Here is a 23,455-nt window from a genome sequence, read left to right on the forward strand (position 1 = left end):
GGATATTAAAACTTAGTACGTGATGAAAACCATTTTAGTACCAACAGATTTTTCGGCAGCCGCCAATAACGCGGCAAGCTATGCGGTAAATTTTGCAAAAAATATTAGGGCGGGTGTAACCTTGTGCCACGTTATTAAGGTACCATCAGAAGCGCCGATGGCTGCCCAGGTGGCCTGGCCGCTGGAGGATTATACTTCATTGAAGGAAGAAACCGACCAGGAGCTTAACGATCTGTCGGCAAGCCTGCGCCATGAAGCGGGCTTTGAAAAAACAGGTTCCGGTTCTGAATTTATCAATACCCGCAGCGCTACCGGTGAGGTAATGGATATGATCAGAAACACGGTTGAAGAGCAAAAATGTGTAATGGTGGTGATGGGTATGTCGGGAGCGGGAGCTATAAGCCGGTTCTTCTTAGGGAGCAATACACAGGAAGTTATTAATAAAGCAACTTTCCCGGTGTTGCTGATCCCGGCCGAAGCCCGTTTTCGACCGATATTGAAAATAGCTTTTGCCACCGACTTGAACAGCGGCGACATCGAATTGATCCATTCGGCAGCAAGCCTGGCCTATTATTTCAATGCAGAGCTGCTGATAGCACATATTACCGATGATAAATTTGAAGACGGTGATGACAAACAAAAAGTTGATGATTTTTTAAAGGATGTTACCTGCAAGGCCAATTATCCTAAAATTTATTACCGACATATAAAAAGTATGGATGTTATGCATGGCCTCGACTGGTTAAGCCAGCACGGTGTAATTGATATGCTTATAATGGTACACCGCAAGGTTAACTCTCTCGAACGGTTGTTTAGCATCAGCTACACACAGAAACTTTCCCATCATATTAATATACCCCTGCTGGTGTTGCCTGAACAATTGCCGCCGGTACACTTTTAACAAACCCGATATTTTGAAAACAATTAATTGTATAGCCGATATAAGGCATTTTTGTACCGTTGGGATAAGTTATAAAAAGAGTGACGCCCATAACAGGGGCAAATTTGCAGTATGCCCGGATCAATATGAGGTTTTATTGAAGCATGCAAAGCATTATGGAATAACATCGGTGTTTGTACTATCTACATGTAACCGTACCGAAATTTATGGGTTGACAGATAATATCAGCAACCTGGTTAATTTGCTATGCAGCGTTACGGTTGGCAAGAGAGCGGAGTTTGAAGCCCATTGTTACAAAAAGACAGGTGTAAGTGCTGTTAACCAATTATTTAACGTTGCTGCGGGCCTGGACTCGCAGATACTTGGCGATTACGAAATTGTTGGACAGCTGAAACAAGCCGTTAAATTTGCTAAAGAGCGCGGCTTTATTGATGGCTTTTTAGAAAAACTTTATAATACAGCCTTGCAGGCCTCAAAGCAGGTGAAAAATGAAGTTAATCTTAGCAAGGGAAGCACATCAGTATCGTTCGCCGCGGTTCAGCTCATAAAGCAACATGGCTTTTTAAAAGCAGATAGTAAAATATTAATTGTGGGGGCCGGTAAAATGGGGCGGCTTAGCTGTAAAAACCTTATTGGTTGCCCAGCGAAACCGGATATCACAGTAGTTAACCGTTCTGTAAATAAAGCCAGGGAAATTGCCGCCGAAATGAACATTAACTACGCCGATATTGCTGATTTGGAAAGCTTAATTAAAGTTGCAGATGCTATCGTTGTTGCTTCCGGCGCGGCTTACCCGGTTATTTTTAAAAGCCACTTTGTTGGTACGGGCGAAAAACTGGTAGTAGATTTGGCTGTACCACGTAACGTGGATCCAGAGGTGGCGAAATTGGCGAACATCAAGTTAGTTAGATATTGACGAGGTATCACTTGTTAATGCTGAAACGTTACAGAAAAGGCAAGCCGATATACAGGCTGCGCAAACAATAATTCACTGTTTTGTTGACAAATTTGCAGCGTGGTGCCAGCTGCGCAAAGGCCTTTTATTGGTAAACTCAATCAAGGGAAAATTGAATTCCATTTGTGTAAATCGGGCTTTGAGTGTTGCTGGTGCAGGTTACTCTATTCCTTTTGAAGAACAGCAAAGGATTCAGCAAATTTTGAGCGAAACAGCGGCAAAAATGAAAATCTCGGATAAAGCAGGTTGCCATTATCTTGAGGCTTTAAATAGCTTTATGGCACCTCTGTTTTTTACGCATAATGCCAATTAATGTGATCTCTGTCAATTAAGTTTCTGATCGGCATCATTTCAAAATCCTGCAACAAATAACAGATTTGGATTAAAATAACCTGTTATGGCTAACGGTACAAGTAAATCAGAGATCGTATTCCTGGATGGGCCTCATTCACGGTTAAAGGAGTTGCGTTTTACCTTCGAAACCATGTGGGAATTTATAAAGGGATTCCGCGCTTTACACTTTATCGGGCCTTGCATTACCGTATTCGGTTCGGCCAGGTTTAATGAAGATCACCCTTATTATCAACTCACTCGAAAAGCCGCGGCCGAATTTGCCAAACTTGGCTTTACGATAATGACGGGAGGTGGCCCCGGGCTTATGGAAGCGGCCAATCGTGGTGCCAAAGATGTAGGTAGGCGGTCGGTTGCGTGCAATATACAGTTACCGATAGAGCAAAAACCAAACCCGTACCTCGATAAATGGGTTTACATGAAGCACTTTTTTATTAGGAAAGTATTGCTGGTTAAATACTCGTTCGCTTTTGTGGTAATGCCCGGTGGTTACGGAACTATGGATGAGTATTTTGAAGCGCTTACCTTAATTCAAACCCATAAAATAGAAAATTTCCCCGTTATTATCTTCGGCACAGCCTACCACAAAGAGCTTGTTGAACATATTAACCTGATGAAGGATAACGGAACCATTGGCCCCGACGATACGAAATTATACCTGATTACCGACGACATACAGGAGGCCGTTAACCTGATAGCCGAGAAAAGTATAAAGGCTTTTGGTTTGAAGCCCGCAAATCCTATAAAGCCTATAAAATGGCTGTTGGAGCATATTTAAATACCTATGTGATATTAAGTACTATATGTCGGCACGTGAAATTCTTTTTTCGCCAACAGACAGCCGGTGTCTTTTACCAATATCAATTCCGCAGAAACGCAAAGACGGCATTCAAACTACCTCCGTTTGCCTCAGAGTGATATTTGTAGGTTAACATAAACATCCTTGTAACGCATAAAATCTTCATAAGTTAAACCTAATGCAAAGCGGTTTGTAGCCAGATTCTGATTTAGATTAAAAAGCTTGAGTATTTGTGCTTTGTAATTTATCCGGTTGCTAAAAACAGAAGAAACTAATACCACACTGGTGTTGATTTTGGGGAAGAATTTTGAACCGTATAAAAAAAATCCGGGTTTTTCGTCGTTATTAATCAAGTAATCTAAACCCGTTCTCATACTGAAATTATTTTTCAGGTTTAAGCCATATTCAATTTGATGATTTTGAAACTTATTGTTTGTTTTATCGATATTAAGTCTTCTGTTTTGATAGTTATAAGCAATGAAATCTGAAAATTGCGATTTGATTTTTAAAATATTCCATTTGGACACCAGGAAATTTAAATGGTAAAATTTATTATCATCAAAATTGTACTGTAAGGCAGCTCCCGAATTTATATTTATTTTGCCTATATATGATGCCCGGTAGGAAGTGCAAAATCCGTATGGCATTTTTGTTGCTCCGCTATATCCAAATTCAAATGTGTTTGAACTATAACAAGTAGTTACCATTCCGCCCGAATTGTAGCACCCTTGTTTTGGTAAACCGTTTTCAAAGGCCATGTACATTTCTTTTAAATTCAATGAGTCGGAAATTTTTTTTATAAAATTCAGCACCATTAAAGCCTCCGGAATAGAATCCTGTGCAGACGGCGTCCAGTAGTTTTTTAGGGAATAATTTTCTTTATCAGAATACTCTATAAAATAAGTAACTCCGTCTGCACCATGTTGCCAGTTTTTTATCTCTTTGTCGGTTGGCAATTTTAAAATGCCAGAGTTTATAATAAGGTTGTATATGTTTTTAGCTTTTTCCGTAGATAAAGTTACTTTGCTAAATAAGGTGTCGGTTTTGTCTCTATTCGCCTTTTTTGTATGGAAAATGTAATTTGTAAGGTAGGCGTTAACACTACAGCCATCTTTTGTAACTTCAATTACCTGCCCATAATAACGAACCCTGAAATTAAATTCATCGGCCGATGTTTCAAAGTTTTTCAAATTTAATGTTCTTTCAGAGGTCTTGTTTGCGTTAACCCAATAAGAGGTGTCGCCATTTATTCTTTTTGTTTGAGAAAAGGTTGTGGAAAATGAGAATATTATGAGAATGATTAATAGTTGGTTTTTCATCCCTTGATTGAAATCTATCCCTTTGGTTAGTTACTTCTGTAACACTATGATGCAACTACGGGTACTATTCCACAATTTTTTGTGTATTTTCTTAGGTTTCTAAACTGATATACCTTTATAACAAAAAACCGTAAGCCAAACATACGTTTAACTTACGGTAGGTAATTTGCGGACGCAAGGGGACTGAGTTAGAACCAGATCCTATTCTATTACTTGAAAACGAAGATTATTTGTTTTTGTTTAATGACTTGCTTGATGCGATTGATGCTATGGAAAGATCCGCTAAAGAAACCTTTTAAAATAACTTCTCTTTTAAAAAGCCTTTCCAAATAGTGACCTGCTTATCGTCGGAATAATCATGCATAATCGCTCTGAATTTGTTTTGGATTGGTCCCTAAATATTGCTGGCGTCCTTTAAACCTGTATTGGGCGAGCAGACCGCCAATTCGCGTTATACTTTTCTGCAATTCATGGCCGATTTTTAATATGCCATTTAAACGTCAATAAGTAAAAGCGTATTTGATAATTAATGCATAGGATAAGTGATGACTATAACGGGCTTTTAACAACCAACGCGGCCTATTGCGTCATTTTTGCCAGTTTTTTCCTGGTTGATTCAAGATCGGGCTTAAGTGCAATTGCTTTCCTATAATTCTCAATAGCTTTTACTTTATCCCCTTTTTTGGCATAACCGTCCCCGAGGCTATCATAGGCGTTAAATGACATTGGGTAGCTGATCGTATTCATCCTGAAAAGTGCTATGGCGTCATCCATCTTCCATGACTTAGAGAGCCAGTAATAAGCAATCGCGTTGATGTCAACTTCAGGAGGGAGCAGGTGATAGCCGTAAGCCGCAGCAAGATCGCTATAGTGTTTTTGGATTGACAATGCTGTTGTATCAGCCGGCGAAAGTTCATAACGCCGGTAAATCAAGCGCAGGCCATCATAAAAGGCTTTCACTGGCTCTGATCCATGGCTTTCATCATTGTAGTGGATAAATTGGTAATTGAAGTTGGTTAACTTTTTCGAACTGATAAGAGAATCCAGCTTGGCTACGGGCGTATGAAAACGTTCTCCCTCGTTGCCATCACTCATGAAAAAAAATTTTTTTTCAGCTATCGGTGATTTCATTTTTGACGCCGCATCTGCAACTCCTGCGTCGTTGTTTACCCAAAGCGCGGGACTTATAGCTAAATAAGCATTAAACATATCAGGATAATGGAACAGGCAATAAGTGGTCATTAAGCCGCCTAAGGAGTGGCCGGCGAAAACACGGAACGGCTGTGTTTTGTAGTGCTTTTCTACATATGGTATTACTTCCTCGCGCATAAATTGCAGAAACTTTTCACCGCCCCCGCTGGTTTTGAAACTACTGTCTGGTTTACCTTCATAGCCTGTAATGAAATGGGTCGGAGTAAGGTCGTGGATTCGGTCATAAGAATAATTACAGGTAGAAACAACGATCATTCGGGGCAATAACCCATAATTGATCGATAAATAATTCACCTGGCTGGAAACAAGCGCAGAAAGGGCTTCAGCATCCATTACATATAACACTGGCATCGGCTCGTTATTAAAGCTGCTATCGCCCATTACCGCCGGTGTATAAATATGTAGCTTTCGGTCCTCGTTTAAAATAGTGGAATGAATAGTAACGAATTTGGTTACAGCTATATGGCCGGTATCACTTTTTTGAGCAAATAACTTACCCGTAATAACAAGGCTAAGGGCGACCAGCCCAATTGCGGAACGGGTAAAGCTGGATTTTTTTACCATTATTGATTGAAAAGTTGCTTGCTGAAGATAAGTCTTATTTTAAAAAAAATAAAGCTATAATAAAGGTGAAGTTGAAGGGGACTATGCTTTTTTAGGGCACGGGTATGTTGCCGGAGAATTTAAGAAACACAAATACATAATCCAATACGCGGTTTCGATGCAATTCTTATAACAAAAAAACCGTAAGCCAAACACACGTTCAACTTACGGTAAGTGCTTTGTGGAGTCGGAGGGATTCAGGTCGAACACCTTTTGCCTGTATTAATGTTTATTAGTAAGCTTAAAATCAAGTAGTTAAATATGGACTATTGTAGCTTCTTAATGGCTTGAAAAATTTTAAAATCTGATAGGCAACGGATTTTATTCTTTTGCTTTTAAAATTTCAATCTTTAAAAAGTTCGATTGTCGAACACTGGTCGATTATTAACGATGAATAATTTTCGACAAAAACTTGACATGTTATTCGAATGGTTAAATAAATTTGAATAACCGTCACTTTTAGATAATTTTAGGATTATGATAATCGATAGAAGCAAGTACGTCCAATCAGGTTAAATAGGCGAAGAGTTAATTGGAGACGCAAACCAGCAACTCAGGCAACGTTGCCCATAGATGTTGTCAAAAGCTTGTTCACTTAGCCAAAGTGTTAGAAATAGACATGTGAATGCGAAAAGCTATAATTGACTTAACTGTTATTTTTTTAAGCGAACTTTGAAAATTGACCCCAGTCCGATACTTGACTCTACGAAAATTGTGCTGTTGAGCAGATAAAGCAAATCTTTCACCGTAGCTAATCCGATACCTGACCCTTTATTATTAAACCTATCGGCCACGTTGAGCGTAAAGTTATTCGTAAATATTTTTTCGAGGTAAGCCTTTGGGATACCCATGCCGTTATCTTCTATTTCCAGGTGATAGAACTCCACATCCTCGGCAAAGCGTATTTTTATCCAGCCCTCTGGTTTGTCATTGTAGCGGATTGCATTACTCAGCAGGTTGATCAGGATCTGTTCCATAGCAACAATCGAAAAGTTTACCATTTGCTTAGCCGATGGTATTTCAATACGGATACTATCCGGTACTGTCAGCAAGCTTACTATTTTGCTGATTAAAGCATTGAGTTCAAACTCCTGCCGCTTTTCAAGTAATAATGCCGGGTTCTTCGAATAGGCCATCATTTCGTCAACCAGTAGCAACAGGTTATCCGTAGCAGATATGTTCATGTTTACCAGTCGTAAGCAGTTTTCGCTCATGGTAATTTCCTTTCTGGTACGAAGGGCCTGCGAGGTCAGCTTGATGCTGCTGAGCGGGTTTTTAATATCGTGGGCGGCCATCGAAGCGAACTTCTGGATCAATACATTAGCATTCAATAGCTCTTGGTTGGTTTTTTCGAGTAAGGATACTTTACGCTGCAGTTCAATTTTATCCACTACCTGTTTGGCCAACGCTTTTAGCGCATCAATTTGTCCCTGGCTAAAATCATGCGACTGCTGATCGAGCACACATAAGGTACCTAAAGCATAACCATCTTCATTAACGAGTGGCACGCCTGCGTAGAAGGTAACATTGGCTTCCGTCACGACAGGATTGTCTGCAAAACGCTCATCCTGCAAAGCATCCGGTACGATCAGGATCTCATCGGGTGCTGCAATAGCGTAGGTGCAAAAAGAAAGGTCACGGAAATTTTCAGTTAGGTCAGTCCCGATATGTGATTTAAACCACTGGCGTTTTTCGTCAATGAAAGTGATCAGCGAGATCGGTGTACCGCAAATGGCAGACGCTATAGAAGCTATAGTGTCGAAATCCTTTTCCTCACCGCTATCGATAATATCATAAGATTGTAATGCGATCAGCCTTTCAGCTTCATTCTCCGGAACCGGTAACTCTTTTTCTATCATAGCTGAACATCACAAAGATACATTTAATAATCCTTATTCAATATTATGTGAGCGTGCGCTTTACTGGCATCGTATTCGCACTGTGCTAACAAAATAAATATATAACTCTATGGGCAAGCGAATACTCATCCTGGATGATGACCAGGACATTTTGGATGTGGTATCCTATTTGCTGACCGATAGTGGTTTTGAAGTGAAATCGCTTTCCTCAGGAGAACAGGTTAAAGCTGTGATCAGCGAGTTTAATCCAGATCTTGTACTGATGGATGTGATGCTGGCCGATATGGATGGCCGGGTAATCTGCAGCAAATTAAAGGAAGATGAAAACACACACCATATACCGGTAATCCTGATCTCTGGTACGCACAACCTTTCAGATTCATTAAATCAAAAAGGAGCCCCGAACGATTTTATTCCCAAACCTTTTGACATCGACGTGCTGCTCAATAAGGTAAAAGATCAATTGCAATAGCCTCATATTTAGCACAGTTTGTAGTAAAATAAGGATTTCTCAACCGGGATTGAGTTGTTTGTTAATCGGTTCAGTGCAGGAATCTATACTCCGATATGGGTTAATTGCTGGTAGCTAAGGAGCCGAAGTACTTTACTGATCAGGTCTTCTATATCAAAAGGTTTACGGATATGATCGTTGGCCCCGCATTCTTCAACAATCAGCTCAATATCATTAGCGGTTGAAAGGATAATTACCGGGGTGACCGCGAGGTCTGGTACCTGTTTGATCTTACGGCACAAGCGATGGCCAGGTTTACTGTTGATGAACTCGTCAAGCAGGATCAGATCAGGCTTGAATGAGCTGATCTCAGCCAGATCAGCCGGCTCAGGAATACTTAGCGTTTCAAATCCCTGATCTTCTAAAATGAGTTCCACGATATTCCGGATATCCTGGTCGTTCTCAATGATCAATATTCTCTTCTTCAATGCCAGTGGGTTATAAGTAAATATAGCAGTTTTACAATCAAACAAATTTCCTGTTTTTCAGTTTTTTGAGCATTATGAATTTACAGGATAATGAGCTGTTACATACGATTGTACAAAGCGCCCCGATAGGCATTTGCATTTTGGATGCGTTTACTTTCAAGGCCGAAATGCTCAATGATAAGTTCCTGGAAATTGCGGGTAAACCTAAAGAAGCCATTATAGGCAAGTGGTACTGGGACCCCTTTGCAGAAGCCCGCACATATTATGAAGCTGCGATGGTTGGCGTGGTGCAAACTGGTGAAGCCTACTACGCGGAAGAAGCGGAGCTGATGCTGATCAGGCATGGCCGCGAGGAGATAATAGTTGTGACCTTTGTTTACGCACCTGTAAAGGATGAAACCGGTAAAGTGACCAAATTAGCTATTTGGGTGCTGGAAAACACACGACAGGTTAAAGAACGCAAAGCCATTTCTGCCAGTGAACAACGCCTCAGGGCATTGGTAACTGCCACATCTGATGTGACATATAGCGTAAGCGCGGATTGGCAGATAATGAACGAACTTGATGGACGCGGTTTTTTGAAGGACACCGATAAACCTATTACCGGTTGGCGGGAACGGAACGTTCATCCCGACGATTTGGACAAGGTTAATGCGGCAATAGAAGAGGCGATAAAGGCTAAGAAAATATTTCAGTTGGAACACCGGGTGTTGCGAACAGATGGTTCACCCGGCTGGACATTTTCACGTGCTGTACCTATTTTGGATAACGAAAGCAATATTGTGGAATGGTTCGGTACGGCGAGCGATATAACTCAGCGCAAGCAGGTTGAGGAAGCCCTGCAGGAGGTGAGGCAACAAGCCGATCAGCAGAAAAGGGTTTACGAGGCCATTACTTCAGGCACCCCCGATCTGATGTATGTTTGGGATCTGGATTACCGGTTTACCTACGTTAACAGTGCTTTGCTTTCCATGTGGGGCAAAACATGGGATACCGCCATTGGTAAAGGCCTTCGTGAAAATGGTTATGAAGAATGGCATGCACAAATGCATGAACGGGAGATCGATCAGGTACGGGCTACTAAGCAATCCGTTAGGGGTGAAGTCTCTTTCCCCCACGCAACTTTAGGAAGACGCATATATGATTATATTTTGATACCAGTGCTAAATGAAACGGGCGAAGTAGAGGCGGTTGCGGGCACTACCCGCGATGTTACCGAGCGCAAGCAAATGGAACAGGCTCTTGCGCAAAGTTCAGAGGAATTGCAGGCTATAAACGAAGAAATGGCAGCAACCAACGAGGAACAAGCCGCATCCAATGAAGAACTGACCGCTACGAATCAGGAGTTAGCTTCAGTAAATCAGCAGCTACAGAAAGCCCGTAGGCAGGTTGAAAAAAGTGAAACTGCACTTCGTCTGGCAATTGAAGCGGCAAATTTTGGCACATGGTTTATCAATTCTGAGACAAGAGAGTTTATTACCGACACCCGCTTAAAAGAACTGTTTGGGTATTACCCTGATGAGCCACTAAGCATCGAGCAAGCTATTGCCCAGATCACTGAAGAATATCGTGGATTTGTGTCGGATAAACTGGAGAATGCTATTTATAATCACGGCGATTACGATGTAACTTATCCCGTAAAAGGTCTGCATGATCAGCAGCTGCGCTGGCTGCGCGCCATAGGTAACCTGCAGGCTGATCCATCCGGAGCATTTTCAGCATTTACCGGTGTTGTAATGGACATTACCCAGCAACATTTGGCCGCCCAAAAGATGGAGGATAGCGAAAAACATTTCCGTTATCTTGCAGATTTGGTACCTGCCAAGATCAGTAATGCTTTGCCCAGCGGCGAGGTTACTTTTTTTAATAAACAATGGCTGGATTATGCCGGTATGAATTTCGAGGACCTGCGGGATTTTGGTTATCACGCTATGATGCATCCGGATGAGATCCCGGAATTCGCAGAAAAATTACGTGAAGCTGCTACGAAAGGAATGGCGCTGGAAAGCGAAATGCGTTTTAAAGATATTAATGGCAACTATCGCTGGCACCTGAATATTGCCTCACCTGTGTTAAATGAAGAAGGCGAGATCACTATGTGGGTTGGCTCGACGACCGATATTCAGCGGATGAAGGAAGAAGAACAACGAAAAAGCGATTTTATAGGTATGGTTAGCCATGAGTTGAAAACGCCGCTTACTTCGCTGAACGCATACCTTCAGGTAATGCAGGCCAAACTCGGTAAAGCGGATGATCAATTCATTGAGCGTTCGCTGGAACAATCTGCTAAACAGGTTAAAAAGATGACCGCCATGATCAATGGATTTTTGAATGTTTCCCGATTGGAATCCGGTCAGATTGCCATTAGTAAAGCACCGTTCGATATACAGGAACTTTTTGCGGAGGCACGTGAAGAAGTTAATCCTATGCACACGGCGCACACTATTACTTTTGCCTGCAAATCATCGGTGAGTATTTTTGGCGACCATGATAAGATCGGTCAGGTATTGAACAACCTGATCAGCAATGCGGTCAAATACTCCAGGCCCGGTACGGAAATCGTTGTTAACTGCAGGCTTGAAAATAAGCAGGTGGTAATTTCGGTAAGTGATGTGGGGATCGGCATCAAACCTGACGACGTTAAACATGTCTTCGACAGGTATTACCGTGCTGATTCCCTGGGACATGTTTCGGGGTTCGGTATCGGGCTTTACTTGTGTGCCGAGATCATCAGACGGCATGATGGAAAAATATGGGTAGAAAGCCAGATAGAAAAGGGCAGTACTTTTTATTTCAGCTTGCCGCTAAACTAAATGTAATTCACGTAGTTTCGTTGTTTAACAAGGATGCTTCTCAATAATTTGGCTCGAATAATGTCTATCGTAAATCTGTTATGATCAACGTTATATCTTAATTGGAAAGGATCGCGACCCATTGTATCTTAGCATGATGGAACAAGTGCTTAACTGCCTGGTAATTGATGACGACCCGGATGTAAATGCCTATGTATGCGAAATGGTAGATCAAATCCCATTTTTGCATTTGGCGGGATCATACGACAATGCTCCCGGGGCTTTGAATAGGCTGGAAGCAGGCGGCATAGGTTTACTGGTGCTGGATATCAATTTGCCTGGAATCGATGGGGTTACTTTTGCCAGTACCCTGAAAGACTTGCCAAGGGAGTACATACCACGCGTAATTCTCATCAGCGGCTCCCGGGATTATGCCGTTGATGGTTATAAAGTGGACGCCGTAGATTACCTGGTCAAACCATTTTCCTATGAAGACTTTTACCGGGCTGTAGCCAAAGTGCGAACGTTAGCGAACGTGCCTAAAACCTCGCCAGCCGATGAGTATTTGTTTTTAAAAGTGGAACATGACCTGATCCGTGTAAATATTAGAGAGATCTGTTACATAGAAAGTTTTAAGGACTACGTCAAAGTATTTACCGGCGACCAAACGATAATAGCTTTATCTACTCTAAAAGCTATGGAAGAACGTCTTTCAGGAAAGCGATTCATGCGTGTGCACCGTTCTTTTATCGTCAACATTGACAAGATCGAACAAATTCAGCACTTAACCATCAGGTTTGGAAAAACCATCATCCCGGTCACTGAGCAATACCGCGAGGCTTTCAAGGCTGAATTTCGCGAATGGCTCTAACGGATGAGAGCCTGTTTTCGTCGGCCGGAAATTCGTTTTGGTCGAAGCGGCTTGCCAACTAATTATCGATGGCGTTCATTTGAGTATAATTTAAAAGAACGACCATGAAAAAGATGATAATGATTGCCCTGATGCTTGGTTTAGGAACCTTTGCCCGGGCTGCTGAAAAAAATGATTCTACCAAACGCGATACGGTGAAGATCAACAATCAGTTACGCAAATTAAATGAAAAGCTGACCGATCTGCAGGCGGAACTGACCAAAGTTCAAAACCGTTTGCCTGATGAACAGGCCGCTGCCGAAGAAGCATCCAAAAGTTCAAGTAAAGCACAGGAAAAAAGCCGAAGTGAAGCCTCTTCCGCTGTAGGCGGTGATACCGGTGACGCGCGTAAAGCGGCCAAAGCAGCAAAAAAAGCTGCGAATGAAACAGGCGATGCGGAAGATGCTGATAATAAAGTAAAAAAAGACCAGAAAAAGATCAAAGACTTGAATAAAGATATCGAAAAGACCAGAGAAAAGATTGCAAAGCTGCAGCAAGATCAGGTCTGAAACTTTATGAAGGATACAACTGTTCAATGTCAATCAACACATGGCAACAAAGGCAGGGAATTTTTCAGGGATAATTAACCGGGTTTTTATTATTTTCCTGTTGTTCACCTTTTTGGTGACAACAGGATCTTTTGTTTTGAGAAATGCCATAACGCATAAACTCGACAAATTAGGTGAGCAATTAAAAACACCTTCTTACCGCCAGGGGATCACCGCACTTTTGGTAGACCTGGACGTTGCGGAGAACAACTTTCAGAAAGCTGCGGCAGACGGAAGCCCGGCTGATCTGGCCATATATCAGCGGCGATTGGATACGATCTTTCGCGGAATGAATTTGATCATTGATCATTACCGGCAGGGTGGGGACAGTTCCCTACCGGAAAGCCGCAGGCAACTGGAACAAAAGCTGCAGCAAAAACTTAATTTATCGAGACAGTTATTCGGCCTACGGAAAAATTTTGATTTGTTGCTACGAGTCACCACTTTTGACCGCATCCATAACCGGGGTGATCTCCAGCATACATCATCTGTGCTCGTTAGTGCCGATACCATCGTAACCACCAAAAAAGAAACAGTAAAAAACAGTTTGCTGCGCAGGCTAAAAGATGCGTTTCACACCACGTAATCGGTAAAAGTACTCACTGTACGCCAGCGTCAACGGGAAAAGGCCGGACTTTCGAACGTAGCAGCAAAACGATTGCTGGCCGAACTTGGCTCGCAGTATGGACGGATGGCATTGTCCGGACAGGCCCTGGTAACAGCTAACCTTAATTTGTTGAACCAACTGCGGCAATTGACGCGGCAGTTACAGGATATAGACCAAATTGCTTATGAACAAAGCCGGGAAGCAACTTTAAAAGCTTATGCTTCAGCAACACGCGACCTAAATACTTTTACCGGCATCTCGCTTGTGGCCGTTTTGATCTTTATCGTTTTACTGGTGATCTATGTTCGCCGTGCCGGTTGGGCGGAACGGCGGATACGCGTGGAAAATAGCCGCGCTGTACGGTTGGCCGGTCAAAAATCGGAGATCCTGGCCATTATGAGCCATGAGATCCGTAATAAATTAATGGCGATCAACGGTGCGGTTTTTACAATGAAAAAAACAACATTGTCGGCGCAACAGGAACAGAAGCTGGGGGCAATTACGCTGGCCTCAGGCCTTGTATTGGAAACGATCAATAATGTATTAGATGCCAGTAAGCTGGAGCAGGGCTATGCGCAAACGCGGCAAAGCGGGCCTTTTAAACCAGAAGAAGCTATAGCCGAATCAATCGAAGCAATGCGTTTTATGGCTGAAAATAAAAACCTGCAATTGAAATTATTATGGAATGGGCACTCTGACACCATTGTTGAGGGTGATAGTTTTCGTCTTAAACAAGTCTTGTTGAATTTATTAAGCAATGCCATTAAATATACTGATCAAGGAAGCGTCTCAGTGACAGCTGAACTTGTAGGAGCAGGGCTCGGTCATCGGCTGAATGTGACGGTTAGTGATACAGGCTCGGGTATCCCTGCAAACAGGCAAGCGCAGTTGTTCACGCCATATTACCAGGCCGGAGGGCAAAAGCCCGGCACCGGCCTGGGGTTGTATCTGTGTCGCGAATTGATCCAGGGTCAGGGCGGAGAGATATCTCTCAAAAGTGAAGTGGACGAGGGGACAGTTATATCTTTTTGGATCCCTTATAAAAGACCAGAGAACCTCCCTGTTATGCATTAGCCAGGTCACATCGCTGCAACCTGGGATTTAAACCGGAACGCCTGATCAGCTTGCTACTAATTTTTTCCTTACCGTTAGTTTCTTTGCCAGCCGGTTTTGCTTCGGTTCCTCATCGCCGAGTATTATACCCCAGGCTTTGAGGCTTTCGACCCGGTCAAATATAATTTTCAATACCGCTATTACGGGTATGGATAAGAACATTCCCGGGATACCCCAGACCATTTCACCAATGATCACACCCAATACTGTGATCAGCGCATTGATCCGGACCTTAGAGCCCACAACCAATGGCAACAATATATTGCTGTCGATAAGGTGTGTGACCACCAGGGTAATTATCACATAAATCACCGTTATTTGCTCCGGTGATGTAGCGAAGGTCACTGCTGCGCTTAACACCAGTGCTGTGAATATCCCGATATAAGGTATGATGTTGAACAAACCAGTGATCAAACCCAGCAAGATGGCATACTTAACTCCCAGGATCATAAAAGCAACGCTAACTACTGTCGCAACAATGGCCATTTCGATTAGAAGCCCTGTGATATATTTCCGGATCATAAACTGCACTTTTTCAACAATGTCATGCACCACTTTTTTGTTATCTTCTTCAAAAACCGATTCCAAAAAACGCATGATCAGTTTGCGATATAGCAAAAAGAAAAAAGTATAGATAAAAGTAAAAACTAAAAATAGCAGCATTCCCGACAAGGATAACAATGTTGCGCCTACGACCGATCCCCCGGACGCAACTACTTTGTTAGTGGTATTTGTTACGAAAGTAAGTTGCTTATGCCGCGTGACATGAAAACTGGAACCGATCCATTCCATAACGTCATTTTGCGTTTTATGTAGTTGATTCTGGAACTGTGGCCAGTCACTCGCAAGGTCTGACACCTGGGAACCGATCACATAAAGCAATCCGCCAATACAGGCCAGCAGGCTTAAAACCGCGAGCATTGATGCTGCACTGCGCGGTATCTGGAGCTTATTTTCCAGAAAAGCGGCAAAAGGGAGTAATAAAATGGAAAACAGACAGGAAAATATTAATGGCGAAAGGATTTCCTTTGCGATGATCACGATCCAAACCAATGCAATCAGGCTGAAAAGTACGGCGGCCAGTTTTAAATAAAACGGCAATCCCTTGAATTGTTGTATATTCACAGTATTACCTTAATTTTTGTTTTACCGTATGTACTATTTCTGCTATTGCGTAGTCTTTCGCCTTGTTCATAAATAACGAAGGATTGTCCAATAACTCGTCCAGTATTGAGGTTCCGTCTATTCGTTTCCTGGTAATGAAGTAGATAGCATAAGCTGTTCCTGCGCCTAATAAAAAAGTCTTAATCGTGCCCATAAGTTTTTCATTGATATGGTCAACTATGATGCCACCAAATTGCAGGTTGATAAGAACAAACCAACACCATGCAAAGGCATGTGACGATGAATAACACTAAAGTTCCGGCAAAAGCAACAGGTTCCTTGGGAATTCCGGGTGAGGTTAACTCATAAGCGGAAACAGAATTTTATCTAATTGAATCAGATGGATCAATAAATCCATTGAAAAAAATGATTGCCTTGTTAGGTGAGAGAAGTAGGTTGTAATAAATTTAGTGCATAATTGTTCTTAAAAAACAATAGTAATTCAATATTGTATTAATATTGTTAGGCCGATTGGTTGCTAATAGGTTTATCATCTTTATAAATATTAAAGTTTTAGCCCAACTGTTTACACAATCCCCCAACTACAGATGAAAGAAAGATTCGATACATTATCAGCAACGTGCAGTAGGGAAACAACCCGGCTTTATAGTACCAGCTTTTCTCTCGGAATACTATTTTTTAAGAAAGATGTTCGTGATCCTATTCACGCGATATATGGTTTTGTGAGGCTGGCCGACGAGATTGTGGATAGTTTTCATGACTACCCAAAGTCATTGATGCTTGCTGAATTGAAGTCAGATACTTTTAAAGCTATTGAAAGGGGAATAAGCATTAACCCGGTAATTAATTCCTTCCAGCAGGTAGTTAATCAATTTGGCATAAAGCATCAGTTGATTATCCAGTTCCTGAATAGCATGGAGATGGATCTTGAAGATCAGGCCTATACTTCAGAAAAATACGATGAATATATCATGGGCTCTGCCCAGGTTGTGGGGCTGATGTGTTTGCATGTATTTTCCAATGGTAACGGAGAAGAATTTGAACACTTAAAAATACCCGCCATGAAACTGGGTTCAGCTTTTCAAAAAGTGAATTTTCTCCGGGATGTGAATGCAGATTATCAGGAATTGAACCGGACTTATTTTCCTGACGTTGACCTGTCTGCGTTTTCTGATGAAAACAAGCGGGCTATCGAGGAAGATATCTTAAAAGAATTAAATGAAGCCTTAAATGGGATCAGGCAATTACCGCGTTCCTGCCGCAAAGGGGTTTATCTGGCTTATGTTTATTACAAGCAGTTATTCCGAAAGATCGCTAAAGTCCCGGCTGAAAAAATAATGTCGGAACGTATAAGGGTATCTAATGGCCATAAATTCTACCTGATGTTTGATTCCCTGATCAGGTACAAATTAAATGTATTATGAAGGCTTTAGGCCTTTTAGGATGCTGGTAAATCAATTGCGTTTTAAAAGATGGAAGCGGGAAAACGGTAAATTAAAACAGAAAAAAGATGAATGATGGCATTGTGATTGTTGATAAAAATGGCCAGGGTATCGGTACAATGGAAAAAATGGCGGCTCACCGTGTGGGAGCCCTTCATCGTGCCTTCTCGGTGTTCGTATTTAACAGCCGGGGACAATTATTGCTGCAGCAAAGAGCTCTCGATAAATATCATTCAGGTGGCCTTTGGACAAACACTTGCTGCAGCCATCCGCGATTGGGCGAATTAACACTTGATGCTGCACATCGACGCTTACAGGAAGAAATGGGTTTTGATTGCGAACTGAAAGAATTGTTTCAATTCAGCTATCGCCACGAGTTTGAAAACGGGCTGATCGAACATGAATATGACCATGTATTTGTAGGCATGAGCGACGAGATGCCAAGGCCGGATGCGGCTGAAGTAGCCGGTTTCAGGTATATGGAAACTGATTTGCTGATCCTTGAATTATTAAAACAACCGGATGATTACACCGCCTGGTTTAAAATATGCCTGGAACAGGTGGTGGAAATGTATTGTTCTGCAGGTCAGGGTTAAATTAAAAACAAGTTAGCATGCTAAATATTAAAAGTGAACAGATCCATGAGTTGGAACAATATTACCGGATCAGCCTGATCAATAGCCTGATCGGTTTTCGTTCGTTAAACCTGTTGGGCACAACCAGTAACGACGGCATCTCCAATTTGTGCATCATCAGTTCTGCATTTCACCTCGGTGCAAACCCGCCGCTGATCGGATTGGTGATCAGGCCGGAACGCGAACATAACGACACGCTGCGTAACATCAAATCAACAGGTCAGTACACCCTCAATAACGTTTTACCCGAATGGTATATGCAGGCGCACCAAACCAGTGCGAGCTATCCGTCGGGGATTTCAGAATTCGACACCTGTGGGTTTCATAAACAATATGTTAAGGACTTCAAGGCACCCTTTGTCGGGGAATCTAACATTCGCATAGGACTGGAACTTCGGGAAATTATTGATATAGAAATTAATGGCACCACGATTCTTATCGGCGAGATCATTCACATACTAATGGATGATGATGTAATTGCAGCGGATGGAACTGTTGATCACGGTAAAGCGAAAACAATGACCGTGGCCGGATTAGATACCTATTATCTTCCGCAACCTGTCGGTCAGCTGGCCTACGCAAAGCCGGGTGTCGCGCCTCATTTATCTTCACTTCAGCCTTAGAAAACACGCGGAAATGAGCGGTCAAAATTTATATACTAATGACTTTTTAGACCTCAAACGGCTGTCGGGTGATCCGAATGCGGATGCTTTTATAATTCATGCGTTTGCTGATGAGTTAAAGAAAAGGCAGTTACAGGAATGGATGGCCGGAAAGTCCGGCCCGGAACATTTGGATAGTTTAAAGGGTGTTTTTCCGGATTTCGAGATTGTTAATAAAGCCAGCGATCTACCGTCCTGGGCCGAACCCCGTTTAATGAAGAAAGGGGCAGGTTTTTATGCCAGGCATTCAACCTCCATTATGAGTTTGCTTGGTTTATTATCCTTGCCGTATTGCTACACTGCGGCCAACGGCGCAATGGTATTGTATCTGTCAGAATTGATCCGGAAGCAAACCACCAAACGGCTTTATGATACCGCTGTTTTTGTTTGGGAAGTGATGGGGCCCAACGCTTTTGGAAAAAATGGCAACGCTTACGAAGAAATACTAAAAGTGCGGATTATGCATGCCGCTGTTCGTCACTACACCCTGGCAAACGGACATTGGGATCAATCCTGGGGAGTTCCTATCAACCAGGAAGATATGGCCGGAACTAATCTTTCATTTTCACTTTCACTTATCGTCATCTGTGGCTTACGGTTGCTCGGTTTTAGCGTGAGCCAGGACGACCAGGCAGCCTTTATGCACATCTGGGCAGTGGTTGGATATTTGACAGGCTTAGACGAGGACCTCATCCCTGAAAACTCCAGAATGGCACAACAATTAGATAACAGCATTAAAAAGCGTCAGTTTAAAACTTCAACTCAGGGACGGGAATTAACTTCTTCGCTAACAGCGCACATCATGTCTGTTAATAAAAGTAAAGCCACCGCCGAAGATATCCTGGGCTTAATGCGCTACCTGCTTGGACAAGAGATTGCGGATATGCTAGCGATAAATGCTCCGGACTTGCCCCGATACAAGCTGACCTTAATAAAGACAATGAACCTGTTGAAAAGCTTTAAACCAGAAGGCGACAGCAAAAAGGTTTATCATGCTGCTTATGCCACTTTTAAAGCGCAGAACCCGGAACTCGTTAAAAGAAACTAAATTTGAACGATCTGCCGATAATTTTAATCACCAAACCATGAAATCATACCAACTCATTCACCAACTGATAAACCTCGTAGCGGAACTTGAGGAAGAAAACCAGGGTAGGGAAGCTTCCATCCAGGATTTTACCGGTTTTTTATTGAATAAGGTTGGTCACACTGCTTATAGCAATACCAGTGGCGAGGTGAGGTTTGGAGAAAATGATCGTACCGCATTGGAGATCGCTTATCAGCTGGAGAATAACATTGGCCGTTTATTTGTTTTCATGAGCCGTTATGCTAAATTTTATATCAAAAAGGCTTTGGATGGTACCCCACTGCAAACCGGCGAAGATTTTACCGCGTTGGCTATTTTACTTACACACGATCATTTATCAAAGTCGGAACTGATCGGTTATAATCTGCAGGAAAAAACATCGGGCACTGAAGTGATCAGGCGGCTGATCGCATCAGGCCTGGTAAGGCAATGGGATGATGAGAAAGATAAACGCAGTAAGCACGTTGCCATTACCGATGAAGGAAAAGCTTTGTTATACCGGGTATTTGAACATACCAATTATGTAGGCAAGATCATTACCGGCAAATTAACTGTGGCCGAAAAATTCACCTTACAATACCTTTTACAGAAGCTGGAAGATTTTCATCTGGAACACCATGAAAAGAAAACGATTGTAAGCAAAGAAGATCTCAGAACCCTGGCAACTGAAATTAATCCTTTAAATTAAACGACACCATGAATTTGAATATAGTTGAAATTGATCTTATTATACAAATACATAGGAAAACAGCACAACATTGGATACCATTAAACTAAAGCTTGATTTGTGAAAGGGATTAAAAAGAATAATCTGCCTCAAAAAATCTGCCCAACCTGCGGCAGGCCTTTTACCTGGCGTAAAAAATGGGAAAAGGTATGGGATGAAGTTAAATACTGTTCAGAAAAATGCAGGAAGAACCGCTGATATTAACGCTGAAGTTGGACGAAAACAGCCAGGGCTTTTTTAATACTAAACGACAATTATATTTCCCGCCCGAACGAAATTTTTTAGAAGCTCATTTAATGCTTTTTCATCAGTTGCCGAATGACCCGGAAACCTATAAGGTATTGAAGGACTTTTCTTATGAACCTTTTTCGTTAAATATTGTCGGCTTGATGAATCTGGGTGCGGGTGTCGCATACCGGGCGGAGAGTTCAGAACTCAATTTATTACATAAATTATTAAGCACTCATTTTAAAAATGAACTGATACCCCAGGACTTGCAGGGCTTCCGGCCCCATATTACCATTATGAATAAAACTACGCCTGAACGGGCGCGTGCGCTGATAAAGGAGCTTTCCGTTAGCTTTGAACCATTTTCGGTTGACAGTCTTGGTATAGACCTTTGGCAGTATCTGGGTGGCCCATGGCAGCATAAATGCAGCTATGCTTTTGCTGAACGATTGTTGGATAATGAATTACAAAGTAAGTTGTAATGTTGATTAAACGGTTTTAAAATCAGGCAGCTCAATTTCATCTTTCGTCACATCCTTGTTTTTACTTTCAAAAAGTTTACCGATTCTTTTAACAAAACTGCTTGCCAATATTCCCGCTACCGTATTAACTACGGCTACGCCGAATTTAGATTTTGGATGTGCAAGCCACGGAACTCCGGGGGGAAGGCTTTGAACTTTTTCAACAAAGGGGCGCATGCATTTTTCATAGGCGATGAAGGCGTCTTCATGCTTATTATGCCGCGACAGTTCCGCTGCTAACAAATAAGCGCCAACAATAGCCAATGTTGTACCCATCCCTGTTAAAGGTGTGGGACAATAAGCTGCATCACCTATCATCCCTGTACGGCCATTGAACCACCTTGGGGCATGGATCTGACTGATGCCGTCGAAATACACATCATCGCTTTTTTCAATCTCGTCCGTCAAACGCTTTTCTTCCCATCCGGCACCTGATAGTTTTTCTTTCAGGATCTTTTTTTGTTCGCCTGCTGATAACTTTTGTATGTCGGCATCATCTGAAAGAAAACTAAATGATGCCCGGACCGTACCATGATTATCCGGCCGGATCAACATAACCCTTGATCCCGTTGCCGTGTACCAGCGTGCCCACTGGGTGTCAGTTTCTATTTTAGGGATGGTGTACCAGGCATTATATAATCCGGTAAATTTAACTTTGGGCTCATCGCCGAAAATCAACGCCCGTGTGGTTGACCGAACGCCATCGGCGGCGATCAGCAAATCATATGCCTCCTTGTTATCATCATTGAAGGTTACATTAACCTTGTTATCGTGCTGGTTAATTGCTGTTATGTGCTTACCAAAGACATATTCTACATCATTTTTCGTATGGTTGTAAAGTATATTAACAAGGTCGCCCCGCAAAATTTCTGCTTCGCTGGTGAAGCTTCCGGCACCATCGCTTGGAAAGGCAGCCTTAACCTTGTTATCGCTATCAACAAACTGCAGGCCGATCTCCCCGGTATTTGCAGCAAGGATCTCTTTTTCTATGCCCATCATTCTCGCAACAGCGCGACCAGCACCTCTTATATCCAGATTTTGGCCGCCCATTCTTAGCGATTTCGAACGTTCCACTATCGTAACATCAAAGCCGTATTTAGAAAGCCAAAACGCCAGCGTAGGGCCGGCAATACTTGCACCGGAGATCAGTACCTTTTTATTAACGTGCATTATATTGCTGATATGTTATGTGTTTGTAAATTGTATGGTTTCTAGTTAGCCTATGCTAACAGCATTAAGCAGGCCTTTAAAGTATAGCTAAAGTTATGAGTTAATTAAGCTGATCGCTGAAATTATTGTTGAAGCGTTATCAAGAGAGTTGTATCGGAATGATGTAATGCTCTATAGAGACCATACTGCTCTCTTGAAATGATTCCTTACCTTGATTTAGTCCTTTTTAGAAGAATCTTTGACGCAATTCGGTACAGTTTTGCCGTCTTTCTTTTTCATTCCTTCTTTAGTGTAGCCTGACCAGCAGGGATCCTTTTTCTTTTTAGTTGCCATGATTTTTGTGTTTGCCTGCGCCTATACAACAACTTTTGTTCCATTAATAGTGTTAGTTAAAATACCGGTGATGACGATATTTGGCATGGTATTGGGACTGTATGAAGCCTATCTAAAAAGAAAAACATTATGGCAACTACAACAAATGCAACAGGCGTACTGAACGACCTAATCGAGATTAACAACGACCGTGTAGCGGGTTTTGAAAAAGCTATCGCGGATATTAAAGAGGAAAACATTGACCTGAAGCAGTTGTTCCAGGGTTATGCGGGGCAAAGCCGCAAAAATGGCCAGGAGTTAGCTGCATTTGTTGGCGACGCCGAAGAAGTAGAAACAGGAAATAGTGTGGGCGGAACTTTGCACCGTGCATGGATTGATGTGAAATCGATCTTCGGTGGTAGTGACCGCGCCAGTATCCTCTCAGAAGCAGAGCGTGGTGAGGATGCGATCAAAAAAGCTTACAACGATGCCCTGAGCGGCGGCGAATTGCCGGCCGAAGCCGTACAAACGGTTCGCAGTCAGGCTACTGAGATCAACGCAGCGCATGACCAGATCAAGGCGTTGCGCGATGCTGCTAAAAACTAATGAATTGATAATTTAAAAAAGCCGCCTAATCG

General features: G+C 42.3%; 25 protein-coding genes. 18 read left to right on the plus strand and 7 right to left on the minus strand.

Features of this window, described 5'->3' with window-relative positions; all coding sequences use genetic code 11:
- Positions 1-22: 22 nt before the first annotated feature.
- From HYN43_RS07645 to HYN43_RS07655, 4 genes are all read left to right on the plus strand, one after another.
- Positions 23-901, plus strand: coding sequence for a universal stress protein (locus HYN43_RS07645; protein WP_119408878.1), 879 nt, complete (start codon positions 23-25; stop codon positions 899-901).
- 13 nt (positions 902-914) lie between these two features.
- Positions 915-1,817 carry a glutamyl-tRNA reductase gene (hemA, locus tag HYN43_RS07650; RefSeq protein WP_162996359.1) on the plus strand — a complete coding sequence of 301 codons (903 nt, stop codon included), beginning with the start codon at positions 915-917 and terminating at the stop codon, positions 1,815-1,817.
- A gap of 127 nt (positions 1,818-1,944) precedes the next feature.
- Complete coding sequence (locus HYN43_RS30230; RefSeq protein ID WP_162996360.1) at positions 1,945-2,169, plus strand: hypothetical protein; 225 nt, start codon at positions 1,945-1,947, stop codon at positions 2,167-2,169.
- Positions 2,170-2,253: 84 nt separating this feature from the next.
- Complete coding sequence (locus tag HYN43_RS07655) at positions 2,254-2,985, plus strand: LOG family protein (protein WP_119408880.1); 732 nt, start codon at positions 2,254-2,256, stop codon at positions 2,983-2,985.
- Positions 2,986-3,116: 131 nt separating this feature from the next.
- Here HYN43_RS07655 and HYN43_RS07660 read toward each other — a convergent pair whose 3' ends face one another.
- From HYN43_RS07660 to HYN43_RS07670, 3 genes are all read right to left on the minus strand, one after another.
- The gene (locus tag HYN43_RS07660; protein ID WP_162996361.1) at positions 3,117-4,325 is read right to left on the minus strand and encodes a hypothetical protein; all 1,209 of its coding nucleotides are present in this window, start codon (positions 4,323-4,325) and stop codon (positions 3,117-3,119) included.
- A gap of 579 nt (positions 4,326-4,904) precedes the next feature.
- A complete protein-coding gene (locus HYN43_RS07665) occupies positions 4,905-6,101 on the minus strand; it encodes an alpha/beta hydrolase-fold protein (RefSeq protein WP_119408882.1) in 1,197 nt (398 codons plus the stop codon).
- Positions 6,102-6,793: 692 nt separating this feature from the next.
- A complete protein-coding gene (locus HYN43_RS07670; protein WP_119408883.1) occupies positions 6,794-7,999 on the minus strand; it encodes a GAF domain-containing sensor histidine kinase in 1,206 nt (401 codons plus the stop codon).
- Between the two features lie 109 nt (positions 8,000-8,108).
- Between HYN43_RS07670 and HYN43_RS07675 the strand changes: the two genes are divergently transcribed.
- Positions 8,109-8,471, plus strand: a complete 363-nt coding sequence (locus HYN43_RS07675; RefSeq protein ID WP_119408884.1) for a response regulator — start codon at positions 8,109-8,111, stop codon at positions 8,469-8,471.
- An 83-nt stretch (positions 8,472-8,554) separates the two neighbouring features.
- On the opposite strand, the gene HYN43_RS07680 is transcribed toward HYN43_RS07675, so the two are convergent.
- Complete coding sequence (locus HYN43_RS07680) at positions 8,555-8,938, minus strand: response regulator (protein ID WP_162996362.1); 384 nt, start codon at positions 8,936-8,938, stop codon at positions 8,555-8,557.
- Between the two features lie 74 nt (positions 8,939-9,012).
- On the opposite strand from HYN43_RS07680, the gene HYN43_RS07685 reads away from it, so the two are divergent.
- From HYN43_RS07685 to HYN43_RS07705, 5 genes are all read left to right on the plus strand, one after another.
- Positions 9,013-11,751 carry a PAS domain S-box protein gene (locus HYN43_RS07685; protein WP_119408886.1) on the plus strand — a complete coding sequence of 913 codons (2,739 nt, stop codon included), beginning with the start codon at positions 9,013-9,015 and terminating at the stop codon, positions 11,749-11,751.
- Positions 11,752-11,887: 136 nt separating this feature from the next.
- Positions 11,888-12,601, plus strand: a complete 714-nt coding sequence (locus tag HYN43_RS07690; RefSeq protein ID WP_162996363.1) for a LytR/AlgR family response regulator transcription factor — start codon at positions 11,888-11,890, stop codon at positions 12,599-12,601.
- Positions 12,602-12,705: 104 nt separating this feature from the next.
- Positions 12,706-13,149 carry a hypothetical protein gene (locus HYN43_RS07695; RefSeq protein ID WP_119408888.1) on the plus strand — a complete coding sequence of 148 codons (444 nt, stop codon included), beginning with the start codon at positions 12,706-12,708 and terminating at the stop codon, positions 13,147-13,149.
- Between the two features lie 100 nt (positions 13,150-13,249).
- Positions 13,250-13,774, plus strand: a complete 525-nt coding sequence (locus tag HYN43_RS07700; protein ID WP_162996364.1) for a hypothetical protein — start codon at positions 13,250-13,252, stop codon at positions 13,772-13,774.
- Positions 13,775-13,846: 72 nt separating this feature from the next.
- The gene (locus HYN43_RS07705) at positions 13,847-14,869 is read left to right on the plus strand and encodes a sensor histidine kinase (protein WP_119408890.1); all 1,023 of its coding nucleotides are present in this window, start codon (positions 13,847-13,849) and stop codon (positions 14,867-14,869) included.
- A gap of 45 nt (positions 14,870-14,914) precedes the next feature.
- On the opposite strand, the gene HYN43_RS07710 is transcribed toward HYN43_RS07705, so the two are convergent.
- Both HYN43_RS07710 and HYN43_RS07715 read right to left on the minus strand, forming a co-directional pair.
- The gene (locus tag HYN43_RS07710) at positions 14,915-16,033 is read right to left on the minus strand and encodes an AI-2E family transporter (protein ID WP_245447190.1); all 1,119 of its coding nucleotides are present in this window, start codon (positions 16,031-16,033) and stop codon (positions 14,915-14,917) included.
- A gap of 4 nt (positions 16,034-16,037) precedes the next feature.
- Positions 16,038-16,226, minus strand: coding sequence for a YtxH domain-containing protein (locus tag HYN43_RS07715; RefSeq protein ID WP_119408892.1), 189 nt, complete (start codon positions 16,224-16,226; stop codon positions 16,038-16,040).
- 394 nt (positions 16,227-16,620) lie between these two features.
- Here HYN43_RS07715 and HYN43_RS07720 point away from each other — a divergent pair, with 394 nt between their 5' ends.
- The 7 genes from HYN43_RS07720 (at position 16,621) to HYN43_RS07750 (ending at position 21,296) form a co-directional block, all read left to right on the plus strand.
- Positions 16,621-17,457 (plus strand): phytoene/squalene synthase family protein, encoded by an 837-nt coding sequence (locus HYN43_RS07720; protein WP_119408893.1) that lies wholly within the window; start codon positions 16,621-16,623, stop codon positions 17,455-17,457.
- A gap of 86 nt (positions 17,458-17,543) precedes the next feature.
- Positions 17,544-18,071, plus strand: a complete 528-nt coding sequence (gene idi, locus HYN43_RS07725; RefSeq protein WP_119408894.1) for an isopentenyl-diphosphate Delta-isomerase — start codon at positions 17,544-17,546, stop codon at positions 18,069-18,071.
- 17 nt (positions 18,072-18,088) lie between these two features.
- Positions 18,089-18,733 (plus strand): flavin reductase family protein, encoded by a 645-nt coding sequence (locus HYN43_RS07730; protein ID WP_119408895.1) that lies wholly within the window; start codon positions 18,089-18,091, stop codon positions 18,731-18,733.
- Positions 18,734-18,746: 13 nt separating this feature from the next.
- Positions 18,747-19,820 (plus strand): oxygenase MpaB family protein, encoded by a 1,074-nt coding sequence (locus HYN43_RS07735; RefSeq protein WP_119408896.1) that lies wholly within the window; start codon positions 18,747-18,749, stop codon positions 19,818-19,820.
- Positions 19,821-19,857: 37 nt separating this feature from the next.
- Entirely contained in the window at positions 19,858-20,547 is a 690-nt protein-coding gene (locus HYN43_RS07740) for a MarR family winged helix-turn-helix transcriptional regulator (RefSeq protein ID WP_162996365.1), read from the plus strand.
- Between the two features lie 99 nt (positions 20,548-20,646).
- Entirely contained in the window at positions 20,647-20,784 is a 138-nt protein-coding gene (locus tag HYN43_RS07745) for a DUF2256 domain-containing protein (protein WP_119408898.1), read from the plus strand.
- A 14-nt stretch (positions 20,785-20,798) separates the two neighbouring features.
- The gene (locus HYN43_RS07750; RefSeq protein WP_162996366.1) at positions 20,799-21,296 is read left to right on the plus strand and encodes a 2'-5' RNA ligase family protein; all 498 of its coding nucleotides are present in this window, start codon (positions 20,799-20,801) and stop codon (positions 21,294-21,296) included.
- Between the two features lie 6 nt (positions 21,297-21,302).
- Here the strand turns inward: HYN43_RS07750 and HYN43_RS07755 are convergent, their stop codons facing one another.
- On the minus strand, positions 21,303-22,505 hold the full coding sequence (locus HYN43_RS07755; protein WP_119408900.1) for an FAD-dependent monooxygenase: 1,203 nt from the start codon (positions 22,503-22,505) through the stop codon (positions 21,303-21,305).
- 462 nt (positions 22,506-22,967) lie between these two features.
- Here HYN43_RS07755 and HYN43_RS07760 point away from each other — a divergent pair, with 462 nt between their 5' ends.
- Positions 22,968-23,423 carry a ferritin-like domain-containing protein gene (locus HYN43_RS07760; RefSeq protein WP_119408901.1) on the plus strand — a complete coding sequence of 152 codons (456 nt, stop codon included), beginning with the start codon at positions 22,968-22,970 and terminating at the stop codon, positions 23,421-23,423.
- Positions 23,424-23,455 lie beyond the last annotated feature (32 nt).

The sequence above is a fragment of the Mucilaginibacter celer genome, from assembly GCF_003576455.2.
GTDB classification, from domain to species: Bacteria; Bacteroidota; Bacteroidia; order Sphingobacteriales; family Sphingobacteriaceae; genus Mucilaginibacter; species Mucilaginibacter celer.

Excerpts from the sequence above, each read along its gene's own strand:
- HYN43_RS07740 (WP_162996365.1), top strand. The coding sequence starts at position 19,858 with ATGAAATCATACCAACTCATTCACCAACTGATAAACCTCGTAGCGGAA.
- HYN43_RS07730 (WP_119408895.1), top strand. The coding sequence starts at position 18,089 with ATGCTAAATATTAAAAGTGAACAGATCCATGAGTTGGAACAATATTAC.
- HYN43_RS07760 (WP_119408901.1), top strand. The coding sequence starts at position 22,968 with ATGGCAACTACAACAAATGCAACAGGCGTACTGAACGACCTAATCGAG.
- HYN43_RS07735 (WP_119408896.1), top strand. The coding sequence starts at position 18,747 with ATGAGCGGTCAAAATTTATATACTAATGACTTTTTAGACCTCAAACGG.
- HYN43_RS07695 (WP_119408888.1), top strand. The coding sequence starts at position 12,706 with ATGAAAAAGATGATAATGATTGCCCTGATGCTTGGTTTAGGAACCTTT.
- HYN43_RS07720 (WP_119408893.1), top strand. The coding sequence starts at position 16,621 with ATGAAAGAAAGATTCGATACATTATCAGCAACGTGCAGTAGGGAAACA.
- HYN43_RS07715 (WP_119408892.1), bottom strand. The coding sequence starts at position 16,226 with ATGGGCACGATTAAGACTTTTTTATTAGGCGCAGGAACAGCTTATGCT.
- HYN43_RS07670 (WP_119408883.1), bottom strand. The coding sequence starts at position 7,999 with ATGATAGAAAAAGAGTTACCGGTTCCGGAGAATGAAGCTGAAAGGCTG.
- HYN43_RS07685 (WP_119408886.1), top strand. The coding sequence starts at position 9,013 with ATGAATTTACAGGATAATGAGCTGTTACATACGATTGTACAAAGCGCC.
- HYN43_RS07660 (WP_162996361.1), bottom strand. The coding sequence starts at position 4,325 with ATGAAAAACCAACTATTAATCATTCTCATAATATTCTCATTTTCCACA.
- HYN43_RS07655 (WP_119408880.1), top strand. The coding sequence starts at position 2,254 with ATGGCTAACGGTACAAGTAAATCAGAGATCGTATTCCTGGATGGGCCT.
- HYN43_RS07675 (WP_119408884.1), top strand. The coding sequence starts at position 8,109 with ATGGGCAAGCGAATACTCATCCTGGATGATGACCAGGACATTTTGGAT.
- HYN43_RS07755 (WP_119408900.1), bottom strand. The coding sequence starts at position 22,505 with ATGCACGTTAATAAAAAGGTACTGATCTCCGGTGCAAGTATTGCCGGC.
- HYN43_RS07690 (WP_162996363.1), top strand. The coding sequence starts at position 11,888 with ATGGAACAAGTGCTTAACTGCCTGGTAATTGATGACGACCCGGATGTA.
- HYN43_RS07665 (WP_119408882.1), bottom strand. The coding sequence starts at position 6,101 with ATGGTAAAAAAATCCAGCTTTACCCGTTCCGCAATTGGGCTGGTCGCC.
- idi (WP_119408894.1), top strand. The coding sequence starts at position 17,544 with ATGAATGATGGCATTGTGATTGTTGATAAAAATGGCCAGGGTATCGGT.
- HYN43_RS07645 (WP_119408878.1), top strand. The coding sequence starts at position 23 with ATGAAAACCATTTTAGTACCAACAGATTTTTCGGCAGCCGCCAATAAC.